The sequence below is a fragment of the Vulgatibacter incomptus genome, assembly GCF_001263175.1.
GTDB lineage: Bacteria > Myxococcota > Myxococcia > Myxococcales > Vulgatibacteraceae > Vulgatibacter > Vulgatibacter incomptus.
The window spans coordinates 1,436,975-1,451,267 of record NZ_CP012332.1 but is presented as its reverse complement, the minus strand read 5'-3'; the positions used below and the strand labels follow the sequence as shown (position 1 = coordinate 1,451,267).

Annotated in this window: 13 protein-coding genes; 5 read left to right on the top strand and 8 right to left on the bottom strand. The window is 67.5% G+C overall.

The features are described 5' to 3' along the window. Positions 1–34: 34 nt before the first annotated feature. Together AKJ08_RS20740 and AKJ08_RS05885 are read right to left on the bottom strand one after the other, a co-directional pair. On the bottom strand, positions 35–763 hold the full coding sequence (locus tag AKJ08_RS20740; protein WP_338062183.1) for an acyl-CoA dehydrogenase family protein: 729 nt from the start codon (positions 761–763) through the stop codon (positions 35–37). Between the two features lie 192 nt (positions 764–955). Continuing rightward, positions 956–1,510, bottom strand: a complete 555-nt coding sequence (locus AKJ08_RS05885; protein WP_050725209.1) for an HdeD family acid-resistance protein — start codon at positions 1,508–1,510, stop codon at positions 956–958. Between the two features lie 232 nt (positions 1,511–1,742). On the opposite strand from AKJ08_RS05885, the gene AKJ08_RS05880 reads away from it, so the two are divergent. Further along, positions 1,743–2,201, top strand: coding sequence for a TfoX/Sxy family protein (locus AKJ08_RS05880; protein WP_050725208.1), 459 nt, complete (start codon positions 1,743–1,745; stop codon positions 2,199–2,201). 78 nt (positions 2,202–2,279) lie between these two features. Here the strand turns inward: AKJ08_RS05880 and AKJ08_RS05875 are convergent, their stop codons facing one another. Both AKJ08_RS05875 and AKJ08_RS05870 read right to left on the bottom strand, forming a co-directional pair. Then, positions 2,280–3,152 carry a hypothetical protein gene (locus AKJ08_RS05875; protein WP_157370514.1) on the bottom strand — a complete coding sequence of 291 codons (873 nt, stop codon included), beginning with the start codon at positions 3,150–3,152 and terminating at the stop codon, positions 2,280–2,282. A gap of 205 nt (positions 3,153–3,357) precedes the next feature. After that, positions 3,358–3,756, bottom strand: a complete 399-nt coding sequence (locus AKJ08_RS05870; protein WP_050725206.1) for a DUF302 domain-containing protein — start codon at positions 3,754–3,756, stop codon at positions 3,358–3,360. Positions 3,757–3,967: 211 nt separating this feature from the next. On the opposite strand from AKJ08_RS05870, the gene AKJ08_RS05865 reads away from it, so the two are divergent. Together AKJ08_RS05865 and ileS are read left to right on the top strand one after the other, a co-directional pair. Further along, positions 3,968–4,348, top strand: a complete 381-nt coding sequence (locus tag AKJ08_RS05865; protein ID WP_050725205.1) for a GFA family protein — start codon at positions 3,968–3,970, stop codon at positions 4,346–4,348. Between the two features lie 168 nt (positions 4,349–4,516). Then, positions 4,517–7,681, top strand: coding sequence for an isoleucine--tRNA ligase (gene ileS / locus AKJ08_RS05860; RefSeq protein ID WP_050725204.1), 3,165 nt, complete (start codon positions 4,517–4,519; stop codon positions 7,679–7,681). A gap of 92 nt (positions 7,682–7,773) precedes the next feature. Here the strand turns inward: ileS and AKJ08_RS05855 are convergent, their stop codons facing one another. The 3 genes from AKJ08_RS05855 to AKJ08_RS05845 all read right to left on the bottom strand — a co-directional run bounded on the left by AKJ08_RS05855 (position 7,774) and on the right by AKJ08_RS05845 (position 11,237). Further along, entirely contained in the window at positions 7,774–8,379 is a 606-nt protein-coding gene (locus AKJ08_RS05855) for a GNAT family N-acetyltransferase (protein WP_050725203.1), read from the bottom strand. A gap of 73 nt (positions 8,380–8,452) precedes the next feature. Next, on the bottom strand, positions 8,453–8,827 hold the full coding sequence (locus AKJ08_RS05850; protein ID WP_276202190.1) for a VOC family protein: 375 nt from the start codon (positions 8,825–8,827) through the stop codon (positions 8,453–8,455). Positions 8,828–8,942: 115 nt separating this feature from the next. Then, positions 8,943–11,237 (bottom strand): heavy metal translocating P-type ATPase, encoded by a 2,295-nt coding sequence (locus AKJ08_RS05845; RefSeq protein WP_050725201.1) that lies wholly within the window; start codon positions 11,235–11,237, stop codon positions 8,943–8,945. Positions 11,238–11,417: 180 nt separating this feature from the next. Here AKJ08_RS05845 and AKJ08_RS05840 point away from each other — a divergent pair, with 180 nt between their 5' ends. Continuing rightward, the gene (locus AKJ08_RS05840) at positions 11,418–12,251 is read left to right on the top strand and encodes a class I SAM-dependent methyltransferase (protein WP_050725200.1); all 834 of its coding nucleotides are present in this window, start codon (positions 11,418–11,420) and stop codon (positions 12,249–12,251) included. Between the two features lie 17 nt (positions 12,252–12,268). Here the strand turns inward: AKJ08_RS05840 and AKJ08_RS05835 are convergent, their stop codons facing one another. Next, positions 12,269–12,787 (bottom strand): GAF domain-containing protein, encoded by a 519-nt coding sequence (locus AKJ08_RS05835; protein WP_082342787.1) that lies wholly within the window; start codon positions 12,785–12,787, stop codon positions 12,269–12,271. A 146-nt stretch (positions 12,788–12,933) separates the two neighbouring features. Between AKJ08_RS05835 and AKJ08_RS05830 the strand changes: the two genes are divergently transcribed. Then, on the top strand, positions 12,934–14,184 hold the full coding sequence (locus AKJ08_RS05830; RefSeq protein ID WP_050725199.1) for an AsmA family protein: 1,251 nt from the start codon (positions 12,934–12,936) through the stop codon (positions 14,182–14,184). The last annotated feature ends 109 nt before the right edge of the window (positions 14,185–14,293 follow it).

Sequence of the window (14,293 nt, the reverse complement as noted above, 5' to 3'; positions counted from 1 at the left end):
AACTTCTCCTTGAGGCGGTTGATCCGGATTCCGTTCAGGGCTCCGCTCTCGTCCCGCTGCTCCAGATAGAAAAGAGCGCGAGGCCGGCGCCCCCGGGCGGATTCCCTTCCGGGCGCGCGAGGGCGAGCGCCATCTGCGACGTGGTCGCCGAGGTGAACCATTTGGTCCCATGGAGCCGGAAGCCCTCGGGCGAGCGCCTCGCGAGGGTCTCGGAGATCGCCACGTCCGATCCGCCGGTGCGCTCCGTCATCCACTGGCCCGAGGTCCACATCCGGTCGGCATCGCGGCTGGTGAGGCGCGGCAGCGCCCGATCGAGGAGCGCCTGGTTCCGATGGACCGTGAGCGTCTTCGCCGCACCGTCGGTCATCGCGAGCGGACAGGTGTAGACCTCGGTCGACGGCTCGAAGAGATAGACGAGCGCCTGCTGGTGGATGCGCGACCACTCTCCGTGCCTGCGCTCGTACGCCGTGGCGACCAGGCCGCGCTCGGCAGCGATTCGCGCCGCCCGCTTCCAGAGCGGCGTCAGCTCGATTCGGTCGATCCGATTGCCCCAAGGGTCCCACTGCACCAACCGGGGCTCCGAGAGGCGGTCCGCGAGTGACAGCCGGAACAGGTCGCCGCCGGCGAGCTCGCCCATCTCGAGGAGCTCGGGCTCGATCTCGGCTCGCACCTCCGCGGGGAGCGTCCGCTCGAGATAGGTGCGGAGCACCCAGTCATCGAGGAACTGGTTGCCCAGCTCCGGCGGCGTCTGGAAGAAGGCCAAGACGGTTCCTTTCCGGCAAAACCTGCTCGCCGTGCTTGGACTTCACCGGTCGTATTGCGGCGGCGTCCGGACGAGTTGAGTCGACGACCAGGACGCTAGCCTCCACGTGCGTGGCGAGCAACCGCTCGGCTGGTCATCCGGACCGGTCGGTCTCCCTCCCGGTCTTGCGGTTCTCAACCGAGCGGACGAGCGCTACGCGGGGACCTGCCGGTGTACGGCGCGGCTCCGCAACCAAAGGCCGAAGGCGACCAGGAGGGCGCCGAAGACCAGCGCGTACGCCGCGATCAACCAGCCGAGCGCAACCGCTCCGGCCGATGGGTGGGTGAAGAGCAGGATCCCGAGGACGATGGACGCCACGCCGGACAGACCGAGGAGCCATTCGCCCGTCACGTGGTGCCGCAGGGCGAGCGCGGCGGCGAGCTGGAAGAATCCGGCGATGACCGCCCAGATGCCGACGACGAAGACGACCGCATAGGCGGTGACCATCGGCAAGACGAACACGACCACTCCGGCGACCATCCCGAGGATCCCCTCGAAGATCAGATACGCCGACCGCCCGTGCCGCTTGGCTGCTCCGATTCCGGCCACGAGAGCCAGAATCCCGTTCGCGAAGATCCAGGCGGCAAGGATCCCGACGAGTACTCTCAGCGTCATCCGCGGCCAGACGATCTCGAGGATGCCGAACGCGATGGCCAAGACACCGCGTACCGTGATCGCCCGCCAATTTCGAACCCAGGTCTCGAGCATCGCGCCACCTCCGCCCCCAAAGATGGCATCTCAATTGGGCTGAAACAGTCCTCTGGGGTCGTCGCCCGCCCGACACCTTTGGATGGGCGCTCTCACACGGGGCATCGGCTGTACCGGAGACAGGCGGGCGAGCTGGCGTCGGCCAGGCTTCCAGAATCCCGTTCGCGCTCCTGAGCGCCGTGGCAGAATCCCGGCATCAGCGCCAGGGCTCGCATTCAACCGAGGTTTTCTGATGGCATCCCGATCCGACTTCGTCGCCTACGTGCTCGACCAGCTCGAGGGTCTTGGACCCGCAACCTCCCGCGCCATGTTCGGAGGCCACGGAATCTACGTGGAAGGAGCGATCACCGGGCTCGTCGTGGACGACATCCTCTACCTCAAGGTCGACGACGAGAACCGGGCCCGGTTCGAGGCCCGCGGAAGCGCCCCCTTCTCGTACGAGCACAAGGACACCGGGAAGTCGGTGTCGATGTCCTACTGGAGGGTCCCGGGAGAGGTGCTGGACGACGCCGACGCGCTTGTCGAGTGGGCCCGGACCTCGCTCGAGGCCTCGCTGCGGTCGAAGAAGCCCGCGAAGGCGGGCGCCGCCAAGCCTGCGAAGCCGAGCGCTGCCAAGGCCGCGAAGGCGCCGGCTGCCAAGAATGCGAAGTCGAGTGCCGCGAAGGCGCCCGCTTCCAAGGCGAAGCGCTAGCAACCTTCAAGGCGACGGACGAAAAAGGGACCGGAAAATGCCTCCGATCCCTTCATCTACAGAGACGCTGAGCAGCAATCAGTGCGACATCGCGCTCCGGACGGCGTCTTCCACCTGCTCGCGCACGGTCTGACCCACCTGCTCCTTGATCGCGTCGCCGATCCGCTCACGCACCGCCTCGGCGATGCGATCGGTGTCGGGCTGGAAGGACGGACCGGACGGGCCCGCGCCCATGCCACCGCGGAAAGACTCGCCCACCCGCTCCTTCACCACCTCGCCGATCCGCTCCCGCAGGGCTTCCCCGACCTTCTCCCGGAAGCCCTCCGCCAGCTTCTCGCGGACGTGCCTCGCGATCCGGTCGGTGTCGTATCCCTGGGGTCCCGGCTGCGCGTGCATGAAGGCGCTGCGCAGGGCTTCACCGAACCGCTGGCGCACCACTTCGACCGCCTTCTCGCGGACCTTCTCCGCCACGCGCTCGCGGAGCGTCTCCTTGAGCCGCTCTTCCAGGAACGAGGCGAGGCGCTCGTGCTCCTGCGGTCCCCAGGTCATGTACCCCATCTGCGGTCCGCCCATCTGGAACCCACCACGAGCCTCGAACGCCGACTTGAGAGCCTCGCCCAGGCGATCGCGCAGCACCTCGCCTGTCCGCTCCCGCACCGACTCCGCGAGCCTCTCGCGGACCGCCTCGAAGAGCCGCTCCTTGAGCCGGTACGCGAAACGATCGGGGTCGAAGCCGCCGTAGCCGTACTGGGACAACGTCTGCCACTGCTGGGACAGCGAGCTGCGGATCGCCTCTCCCAGCCTGTCGCGGATCGCCTCCTTCACCTTCTCGCGAATCGTCTCGGCAACGCACTCGCGAACGTTGTCCTCGAGCCGTCCGCGGACCGCCTCCGCGATCTTCTCTGCCATTGGGCCACTGGAGTACTGCTGCCACTGCATCGTCGGGTCCATTCGGTTCCTCCCGGGGCGGATCAGTCCCCGTTTGGTGGGTGCGCTGCCGCGGGGTTGGCTGGCGGCGCCGCGAAGATGGCGACGGCGAACAAGGGGCCAAGTGCCGGTTCGGAGGGCCCTCAGAAGAGTCTTGAGCGGCGCGAAATACCGGAGTGGCGACTGGGTTTCCGGGAGCCGAGGTCCCGAGTGGACGGGTCCTGCGATTCTACTGCGCCGCCTTCTTGGCCAGCGTAAGTAGCGCGGCATCGATCGCCTCCAATTGATCGTCGCTCCTTGCCCCACTATGCCGAGTGCTCAGCCAGACGACCGAGTTGAAGCTGATCCTGACGCGACCGTCCGAGCCCTGCCAGACCAAGAGCTTGAGGGGCAGGTCGATGGCGAAGGTCGGTGAAGCGAGCATGAGCGGCGTCCCCGCGCGTGGATCTCCGAAGATCAAGAGCTGCGTCGGTGGCATCTCCAGGTCGACGTCCCTCGCGGCGGCGTGATGATCGATGCGGGCGAACACCTTCTTGCCTGCAGACTTGATCAACTCCTCGGCACGGTCGGCTGTCTCCTGGACCGAATGATGGCTCGCGATGGTGACGAGACCGTGTGGATCAACCATGGCCCGGCTCCTCTGGAAGCTCGAATGCCCCGCAACGCAGCGCGTCAGCCAGGACACGGCGAGCCAACATTGGGCACTCGGGTCGCGCTTGCCATGTAAGTCCGTTCGCTGGCGCTCCCGCGTCTCCTTGGATATTCCTCGAGCGCCAACCGGCTCCCTCCCGATAACGTCGGGTGAAAGCCACCACACTGGTCGTCAACAGGGAGGGAACATGTACAAGGGATCCTGCCTCTGCGGGGCCGTGCGTTTCGAGCTCGACTGTACTCCGGCCCCGCCCGACGCTTGCCACTGCACGCAGTGTCGCAAATGGTCGGGCCATTTCTTCACGTCGACCGACGTGCCCCGGATCGCACTCCAGATCGAGGGCAACGACAACCTGACGTGGTTCCGCTCCTCCGAGAAGGTGCGACGAGGGTTCTGCTCGAACTGCGGCTCTTCGCTCTTCTGGGATCCGATCGAGAAGGACTGGATCGGCGTGGCGATGGGCGCGTTCGAGCACCCCACCGACACGAGCCTGCGGATCCACATCCACGTGGCCGACAAGGGCGATTACTACGACGTCGCGGACGGCTTGCCTCAAAACGAGCACTGACCCTCGGACCAGCGTCGGGGAACCGTTCCCACGAGTCGCGCATCGGAGGCGGGCTCCCCCCTCGGGCGGGAGGAAAGGGCCCTCGCGCCGTGTTGGTCGAGGAGGCCTTCGAACGAAGGATTGGAGCAGTCCAGCCCTCTCCATGTCTGGTAGAGTCCGACCCCCATCATGCGTGCCGACTCCATCGCGTCCCTGAAGCCGTTCTCTCCCGTTCGACCCGACGTCCAGTTCCCCCGCCAGGAGGATGAGATCCTCAGGCATTGGGACGAGCGGCGCATTTTCGAACAGTCCCTCGAGCAGACGGCGGGCGCCGAGCCCTTCAACTTCTACGACGGCCCCCCCTTCGCGACCGGCCTCCCCCACTACGGCCACATCCTCGCCGGCGTCCTCAAGGACATCGTCCCCCGCTACTGGACGATGAAGGGGCGCCACGTGACCCGGCGCTTCGGCTGGGACTGCCACGGGCTGCCCGTCGAGTACGAGATCAACAAGAGCCTCGGCCTCGAGAGCCGCAAGCAGATCCTCGAGCACGGCGTGGACCGCTACAACGCCGCCTGCCGCGGCATCGTCCAGCGCTACTCGGAGGAGTGGAAGAAGACCGTGCGCCGCGTCGGCCGCTGGGTCGACATGGAGAACGGCTACTTCACCATGGACGTGAGCTTCATGCAGAGCGTCTGGTGGGTCTTCCAGCAGCTCTGGGAGAAGGGGCTGATCTACGAGGGGCACAAGGTGGTGCCCTACTCCGTGGGCCTCTCCACGCCGCTCTCCAACTTCGAGGCCAACCTCAACTACAAGCAGACGCAGGATCCCGCACTCACCGTGACGTTCCCGCTCCTCGACGAGCCGGAGACCGCGATCCTCGCCTGGACGACCACCCCCTGGACGCTCCCCAGCAACCTGGGCCTCGCCGTCGGCCGGACGATCGACTACGTCAAGGTCCGTGAGAAGGAATCGGGGCGTCAGTTCATCCTGGCCGCGACCCTCCTCCCCTCGGTCTTCAAGGACGACGCCGCCGAGGTCCTCGAGACCTTCCCCGGCGAGAAGCTCCTCGGCCGCAGGTACCAGCCGATCTTCCCCTTCTTCGCCGACCGGGCGGAGCGCGGCGCGTTCCGGGTGATCCACTCGGATCACGTGACCACCGACAGCGGCACCGGCGTCGTGCACATGGCGCCCGCCTTCGGCGAGGACGACTACTACGCCTGCCTCCGCGAGGGGATCGAGCTCGTCAACCCGGTGGACGACGACGGAACCTTCACGGCCGAGGTGGCGCCTTGGACCGGCCGGAAGGTCAAGGAAGCGGACAAGGAGATCATCGCCGAGCTGAAGAAGAGCGGCCGGCTCTTCAAGCAGGACACGATCCTCCACAGCTACCCCTTCTGCTGGCGCACCGACACGCCGCTGATCTACCGCGCCGTCTCGAGCTGGTTCGTCGCCGTCGAGAAGATCAAGGACCGGATCGTCGCCGCCAACCAGACCACCCGCTGGGTGCCCGAGCACCTGCGCGACGGCCGCTTCGGCAACTGGCTGGAGAACGCCCGGGACTGGGCGATCTCGCGCAACCGCTTCTGGGGTACGCCGCTGCCCATCTGGCGAAACGCCGAGGGCGAGGTGATCTGCATCGGCTCCCGCGAGGAGCTGGAGCGGCTCTCCGGCGAGAAGATCGAGGATCTCCACATTGACCGAATCGACTCGGTCCGGATCCCCTCTCCTACGGGCAAGAGCCCCCTCCAGCGGATCGAGGGCGTCCTCGACTGCTGGTTCGAGAGCGGATCGATGCCGTTCGCGCAGTGGGGCTATCCCTACGCGCATCCGGAGGCGCTGGAGGAGCGCTTCCCCGCCGACTTCATCGCCGAGGGCCTCGACCAGACCCGCGGTTGGTTCTACACGCTCATGGTCATCGGCGCGGCGCTCTACGATCGCGCGCCCTTCCGGAACGTGATCGTGAACGGGCTCATCCTCGCCGAGGACGGCAAGAAGATGAGCAAGAGCCTGCGCAACTACCCCGATCCGATGGAGGTGCTCGACAAGCACGGTGCCGACGCGCTGCGCCTGTACCTCATCGACTCGCCGGTGGTGAAGGCGCAGGAGCTCCGCTTCTCCGAGGCTGGTGTCCGCGACGTGGCGCGCAAGGTCCTCGTGCGCTGGTGGAACTCGTATTCCTTCTTCGTCAACTACGCCAACGTCGACGGCTTCCGCCCCAAGGTCGACGCCCACGACTCGCCCAACGTCCTCGACCAGTGGGTGCTCTCGCGGCTCCACGGGCTGATCGAGACCACGAACCGGGAGATGGCCGCCTACCGGCTCTACAACGTGGTGCCGGCGCTCCTCGGCTTCATCGAGGACCTGACCAACACCTACATCCGCTTCAACCGGCCCCACTTCGCCCAGGAGGGGATGCCGGAGGACAAGCGCTTCGCGTTCGAGACGCTCTACGAGGTGCTCCACACCCTGAGCGTGGTGATGGCGCCCTTCGCCCCCTTCCTCGCCGAGACCACCTACCAGAACCTCGCCTCCGTCCACCCCGCTGGCGGCAAGGAGAGCGTGCACCTGGAGCGCTTCCCCGAGGCGGACACCCGCCTGCTGCGGCCGGAGCTCGAGGAGGCGGTGGCGGCGATGGTGGCCCTGGTCACCCTGGGTCGCAACCAGCGCGACAAGATCGGCGTGCGCGCCAAGATCCCCCTTCGCTCCCTGCGCATCGTCCACCGGGAGGAGCGGGTCCTCGAGAACCTGCGCAAGTTCGAGCGCTACTTCCAGGACGAGCTCAACGTCCAGTCGGTGGAGTACGACCGCCACGAGGACAAGTTCGTGCAGATCACCGCCAAGGCCAACTTCCCTGCGCTGGGCCCCCGGCTGGGAGCGCGGATGAAGACGGTGGCCGGAGCGATCGCCCGGCTGCAGCTCGACGACATCCTCCGGCTGGAGCACGGCGAGACGATCACCGTCGAAGGCGAGCCGATCACGGCCGCCGACGTCGAGATCCGTCGGGCCCCGCGAGGCGACCGGCCGAACCTGGCCGTGCACCAGGTCGTCTCGATCGAGCTCGATCCCACCGTCACGCCCGAGCAGGAGCGGGAGGGCCTCGCCCGCGAGGTGATCCGGAACGTCCAGGCGGCCCGCAAGAGCGCCGACTTCCTCCTCGACGATCGGATCCGGGTGGAGCTCCGCTGCGACGGTCTGCTGCGGCAGGCGATCGAGGCCCACCAGGAGATGATCGCCGCCGAGACGCTCTCCGTCTCGTTGGCCCTCGTCGACGACCCCGCCGGCGACTTCCGCACCGAGGCAGAGGTCGACGGCCAGGCGCTCCAGCTCGCCGTCGCGCGTCAGCCGCGCTGAGGTCTCGGGCTTCGCAAACGCACGAGCCTGTTTGGAGATCGGCCCCGCTGGACGGGGCCGATTTCTTCAGCTCGCGGCGACGCGAGAGCGCCTCAGCGGATCTCGCGGTTGCTCGCGGCGCGCAGCCTCGCCTCGAGCCGCTCCTTCACGGCCGGCCACTCGGTGTCCGTGATCGAGTAGATCACCGTGTCCCGGGAGAGGCCGTTCATCCGTAGCTGGTAGTTCCGGAGGACGCCCTCCCGGACCGCGCCGAGCTTCTCGATCGCCCGCTGGCTCTGCACGTTCTCCGTGCTGGTCTTGAGCTGCACCCGCCGCATCCCCAACTCCTCGAATGCGTGGCGTAGCTGGAGGTATTTGGCTTCCGGGTTCACCGTGGTGCCCTGGAACCGGCGGCCGTACCACGTAGAGCCGATCTCCAGGGCCCGATCGTCGAGCCGAATGTCCATGAAGCTCGTCGCGCCGACGAGCTCACCGGTCGCCACACTCTGCACGGCGAAGGGCCATTTGTTGGCGCGCCCGAAGTAAATGCGCTCCATCCAGACCGCGAACGCCTCGAGGCTCTCGTCCTCGGGAGAGTGAGTGTAGTGCTCGAGCACACCCGGTTCCGCGAGGCGGTGGAGCTCCGGAGCATGCTCCGGCCGCAGCGGAACGAGGCGCACCGCGAGACCTTCGAGTTCGAGGGTTCCGCTCTGGGACATGGGGGGCGACGGTACGGAAGCGAACGATGCGAGTCAAACAGCTGACCGTAGCGGTACTTCACACGTTGACGTGCTAACGCTTCGGCGGCTCCCAGAGCTCGATGCGGTTGCCGTCGGGATCCATGAGCCAGCCGAAGCGGCCGTACTCGGACTCCTCGCGCGGCTCGTCCACAGCGATTCCGGCGCGACGGAGTTGCTCGAGCATCCGGTCGAGGTCGTCGACACGGAAATTGATCATGAAGGGCGCCTGGCTCGGCTCGAAGTACGTCGTGTCGGCAGGGAAAGGGCTCCAGACTGTGGAGGCGTCCTGGCCGGCGCCCTCGTGCTCGCGCCATTTGAACGACGCCCCGCCCCAGGGCTCGACCGGCACGCCCAGGTGATCGGCGTACCAGCGCGACAGCGCCTTGGGGTCCTTGGACTTGAAGAAGATGCCGCCGATGCCGCGCACGCGCTCCATGCGGGTCAGACTATCACGGCTCGACCTCCAACCTTCCATAGCTGCGCGGCCGGCACCGGCGCTCGATATAGGCCTCGCCCCGGTCCGCCGATCCAGCAAGCGCGCGCTATGCCTCGAGCAGGCTGAAGAGCTCGTCTTCCTGGGCGAAATGGAGCGCGAGGATCGCGTGGAGGCCGTAGAGGGCTCGACGCAGATCGCGGAGGTCGTCGGGCCTCGGCCCGTCCGCGGGTAACTGTTCGATCAAGCGACCGTAGAGCCGGACGAGGCGCTGGATCTCCTGATGGGTCCGGATGAGCGGACCCGTCGGATCCTCGTGTTTCAACATCTTCCCCACGATCGGATATGCCGTCCTCTGCTCCTCCCGCTCGTGGGGGAGCAGCTCCTTCTCCAGCATCTCGCGCACGCGCTCCAGCTCCTCTCGAGCGTCGGCAGGCGGAAGCGTGTCGAGGCGCGCGGCTAGCGAGACGAGCTCGCCGATGTGAGGGCGGAGCGCGCGATGGGCGGAGGCCAGGCCTCTCGCCAGGCGCCGCATCTCGGGCGTCTTTCGTGGGCCCAGTCTCGGCCCCACGAGGGCGCGCAGCGCGTTGAGGATGACCAGAACGTCGATTCCCTCCTGAAGGATGGCTCCGGCGATGGGCGTGATGGCTCCCGCCGCAGCGAAGCCCATCGCGACCAGCGAGAGTCCCATGCCGACGAAGACGCTCTGCAGCGCGATGCGGCGGGTCCGGCGGGCGATGTCCGTAGCGAGGAGCAGGCCCTCGAGGCGGTCCGCGGTCAGGACGACGTCCGCGGCCTCGGAGGCCGCCGTTGCGCCGCGGGCGCCCATCGCGATGCCCACGTCCGCGAGCGCTAGGGCCGGGGCGTCGTTGATGCCGTCGCCGACCATCGCCGTGATGCCCTCGGCGCACATGAGCCGGACCACCTCGACCTTCTCCTCGGGCGTCCTCTCGGCGAAGACCCGATCGACTCCCAGGGCGTCGCCGACGAGCTCGGCCACGCCCGGATGATCCCCGGTCACCATGTGAATGTGTCGAATGCCGGCGCTCCGCAGGGACCGAAGGGCGCGAGGGGCATCGGGGCGAACGGGATCCTGCAGGAGGAGCGCGCCCGCCAGCGCTCCATCGATCGAGACGAACACGCTGGACGATCCTTCGACCTCGGTGCGGAGCTGGATCGATCGCAGCGCCGGCGTCCTCGACGCGCCAGGAGAAACGAAGTTCAGCTGACCCACTGCTACGCGGCGTTCACCGACGCTTCCGGCGATCCCCGTGCCGAGCTTTTCGCGGCTCCCGGTAGGGAATCGGAGCTCCACCCTCCGGCTCCTCGCTTCCGCCAGGATCGCCGGGGCAAAGGGATGGATCGACGCCTGCTCCAAGGAAGCTGCGAGGCGGACGAGCTCGTCCGAGGAGACGACACCAAAGGTCTCGACGGCCGTTACCTGAGGTCGCCCGGAAGTGACGGTGCCCGTCTTGTCGAGCAGCAGCGCCGATGCCGACGCGAGGGTCTCCAGCGGTCCCCCACCCTTCACGATGATCCCGTGTTTCGCAGCGCGAGAGACGCCCCCGATGATCGCCGCCGGCGCCGCAAGGATCAACGGACACGGCGTCGCAACGACGAGGACGGCGAGCGCACGAACGGCCTCGCCCGAGGCGATCCACGCCACACCGGCCACCGAGAGGGTCACGGCAAGGAATCCGAGGGCATAGCGATCCGCCAAGCGGACGAAGGGTGCCTTCGACTCCTCCGCGGCGCGCACGAGGCGGATGATGCCTGCGAAAGTGCTCTCCTCCGCCGACGCCGTCACCTGTAGCTCGAGCGGCGCACCGGCGTTGGTCCCGCCGCTGCGCACGGGGGAACCTGGCTCGAGCTCGACGGGCCTCGCCTCTCCCGTCAAGGCCGACTCGTCGAGCACGGCTCCCGATGCGCCGACGATTCCGTCCGCCGGCACGACCTCGCCCGGCTTGACCACGAGCACGTCTCCCACCTCGACGTCGCCGATGTCGACGTCGAGGAGCTCCGACCCGACCCTCCTGTGAGCGACGCGTGGGGCTCGCCGGAGAAGCGCGCCGAGCTCGCGCCTGGCACGCGCGATCGCGAAGCGCTCCAGCGCCCCGCCGCCCGTGAGCATGACCGCGATGATCGCGCCGGCGAGGACCTCGCCGAGCAAGAGGGCGCCGGCCATCGCCAGCACGGCGATGACGTCGACGCCGGCCTCTTTCCTCAGCAGGCTCGACGCGACCGAAACGAACGTGGAGAGGAGGACGATCGCGGTCGCGCAGAACCACGCCCACCAGGCGGCCTCCCGCTCGCCCGACAGATACAACACGCCGCCCGCTGCCAGCCCTGCCACGGAAACGACGAGGAGCGCGACGTGTCGGAGCGATCTCGGATCCTTCGTCACGAGGTCCTAGTCCGTCCTTGGTACATGGCGAGAGCTACCGCGAAACTAAGCTCCCGCCGTGCCTTCGCCCACTCCCGCTCGCTCGGTCGCCGCGAAGGCCCACTCCGACAGCTGCGACGACATCCCTCGGAAGGAAACGCCCGGTCGATCGCCGATCGGAATCTGGCGTACGATGGCGAGATGCAGCCCTCTTCGGATCTCGACCAGCTGCGGCGAAGTTGGAACGCCGCGACTCGCAATCACAACGCGCACAAGGGCGACCAGATCTCCTTCCTCCGAAGCGGCGGCGACGTGCTCTTCCCCGAGGAGGTCGAGCTGCTAGGCGACTTGAGGGGGAAACGCCTGGTGCATCTCCAGTGCAACGCGGGTCAGGACACGCTCTGCCTGGCTCGCCGCGGTGCAGAGGTCGTCGGGGTCGACCTCTCGGACGAGGCGATCGGCTTTGCCCGCAGCTTGGCAGCAGGCTCAGAGATCCCCGCGCGCTTCGAAGAGGCCGAGGTCGTGAGTTGGCTGGAGGGAACAAACGAGCGATTCGACCTCGCCTTCTCGAGCTACGGCGCGACCCCCTGGCTGCCCGACCTGGACGCCTGGGCGCGCGGCGTTCGGCGCGTCCTCCGACCGGGAGGTCGCTTCGTCTACGTGGAGTTCCACCCGTCGGTCTGGTCCTTCGGTGCAGACCTGCGCCTCAGCGGCGACGACTACTTCCTTCGGGGTCCGTTCGTCGATCCCGTCGGCGATTACGTCGCGGCGTCGGGCGACGGTCTGGGGGCCGTCACCGTGGGGCCGACGGTCCCGAACGACGTTCCGGCCAAGTCCTGGCAGCGGGGCCTGGGTGAGATCGTCCAGAGCCTCATCGACGCCGGCCTCCTCCTCGAGACCGTTCGAGAATTTCCCCACGCCAATGGCTGCAAGGTGATCGGCGGCCTCGTCCCCGGCGAGGGCCGGCGATGGCTCTGGCCAGACGGAACCGCCAGGCTGCCTCTGATGTTTGGCCTGTCGGCCCGAGCCCCCTGACGAAGAGCTGAGCTCGCTCAGAACACCGCGGTTGCGAACGCGCGCGAGAGGAACGCCTCGAGCACCTCCGCCTCCCGAGCCGAGAACGCTGCGAGTTGGTGGGAGTCGAGGTCGAGCACCGCGACCACCTCGCCGTGCGCGAAGACAGGGACGACCAGCTCGGAACGAGTCGCATCGTCGCAGGCGATGTGATCGGCGAATCGCGTCACGTCCTCAACGAGCTGCGTCTGCCCCGTCCGCGCGCAGGCGCCGCAGACTCCCCGCTCGAAAGGGATCCGAAGGCATCCCATGGGTCCTCGGTAGGGCCCTACCGTGAGCATCCCAGGGGCGGTCGTTCGGTAGAATCCACACCAGCTCGCCTGCGGGAGGGCGTCCCAGAGCAGCGTCGCGAGCGTCGCCTGGATGGCGACCGCATCGGTCTCTCCCTCGGTCGTCGCGAGGATGAGGGGGAGCGCCTGTTGGAGTCTCTCGACCCTCGCCGGCTCGGGGAGCAGCGTTCCTCGCGGGATCGGCGGTAGGTAGATGCCTTCGGCCATGGGCTCGAACCTATCACGCTCCCCGGCCGCTCGCGGCCTCTCCGGCCCACCGGCGCCTTGCGTCAGTCCGTGGGCCTTCCTAACTTCGCCGGATGGCAGAGCCCGAGTCGCCCGCTGCCAGGCCACCCAATCGACGATTCCTCCACGTGCTCGGCCGGGTGGCGCTCGGATTCGTCTCCCTCGCCGTGTTGATGATCGTGGCCGCCTTCGTGTGGCTCCACACTGCTTCGTTTGGCAAGCACGTCGAGAAGAAGATCCTTCCCAAGATCTCGGACCAACTCGGCCCGACGATGACGACCCGCTCCGTACAGGAGAAGGGCATCCTGTCGACGACGGTCACCGTCGAGGATTTTCGGGTCCTGGGCAAGGCGGGCGAACCCGTACTCACCGCCAGTGAAATTGCCATCGACTTCGACCCGTGGGCGTTCCTCGCCAGTCTGGGGACGCACCGCAAAGTCAACTCGGTCGACCTGCGCGGCATCCACCTCGTCCTGGTCCGCCTGCCCAACGGAGCCTGGGATCTTCCCTCGCACCCCAAGAAGCCCCCATCGCACCACCAGCCGCCCAAGCATCCGGTGCGCATCGAACGCATCACGCTTCGCGACAGTTCGTTTTCCCTGGTCGACCGGAGCAAGGGGACGAGGCTCGACGTCACCGACATCTATGCTCTGCTCCACGACGAGGATCCGCTGATCACCCTGGAAGACCTCACCGCCAAGGCCTTCCGTGGGTCGCTGCACGCGCAGGGCTGGACCGACATCTCGAACAGCGCCCTCCCCGCGTGGAACGTGCATATCCGGCTCGCAGGCATCGACCTGGGCGCCCTTCCCTCCCCGCCGGAATCGATCGAGGGCAAGCTCTTCGCACGGGCGGACCTCTCCGGACGCGGCACCAGCGGCGCGGCCCTCCAACGCAACACCGCGGGCACCGCGCACTTCGAGCTGCACGACGCGACCTGGATCCACTTCACCCTTGGCGAGGCGATCGTTTCGGCGCTCGAAAAGGAATTGGCGAAACTCCACCTCGGCGGAAAGCCGCCCGCGATGAAGGGACACACGAGCCTCGGCGATCCAAGGGCCGACGTCCGAGTCGCCGACGGCTGGGCCAACCTCGTGGAGCCCGCTGTCGCCGATACCGCCGAGGGAAAGCTCACCCTGACTGGGCGGGTCGGCCTCGACGGGGCTCTCGATCTGGAGGGCCAACTCGGCGTCGAGCCCGAATATGTCGCAGGAAAGGAGAAGTTCTCCGAGCCGGTCCCGGTCAGCTTCCGTGTCGAGGGAACTACGTCCGATCCCAAGATTGAGGCTGTAAAGCCCGGACCCTTCGGAGAGCGCGTGCCGGGGTGGCTGAAGAAGTTGGAGAACAAACTCCTCTCACCGTTCGAAAAGAAGCACTAGCGAAACGACGAGCTCCAAGATTGTGAGGGGTGGTGCTGCCCCGATAAGCTCGTCCGAAGCATCGAGAGGCGTGGGTCGAGACGCTCGGACGCTGGCCGGCTCGAGACAC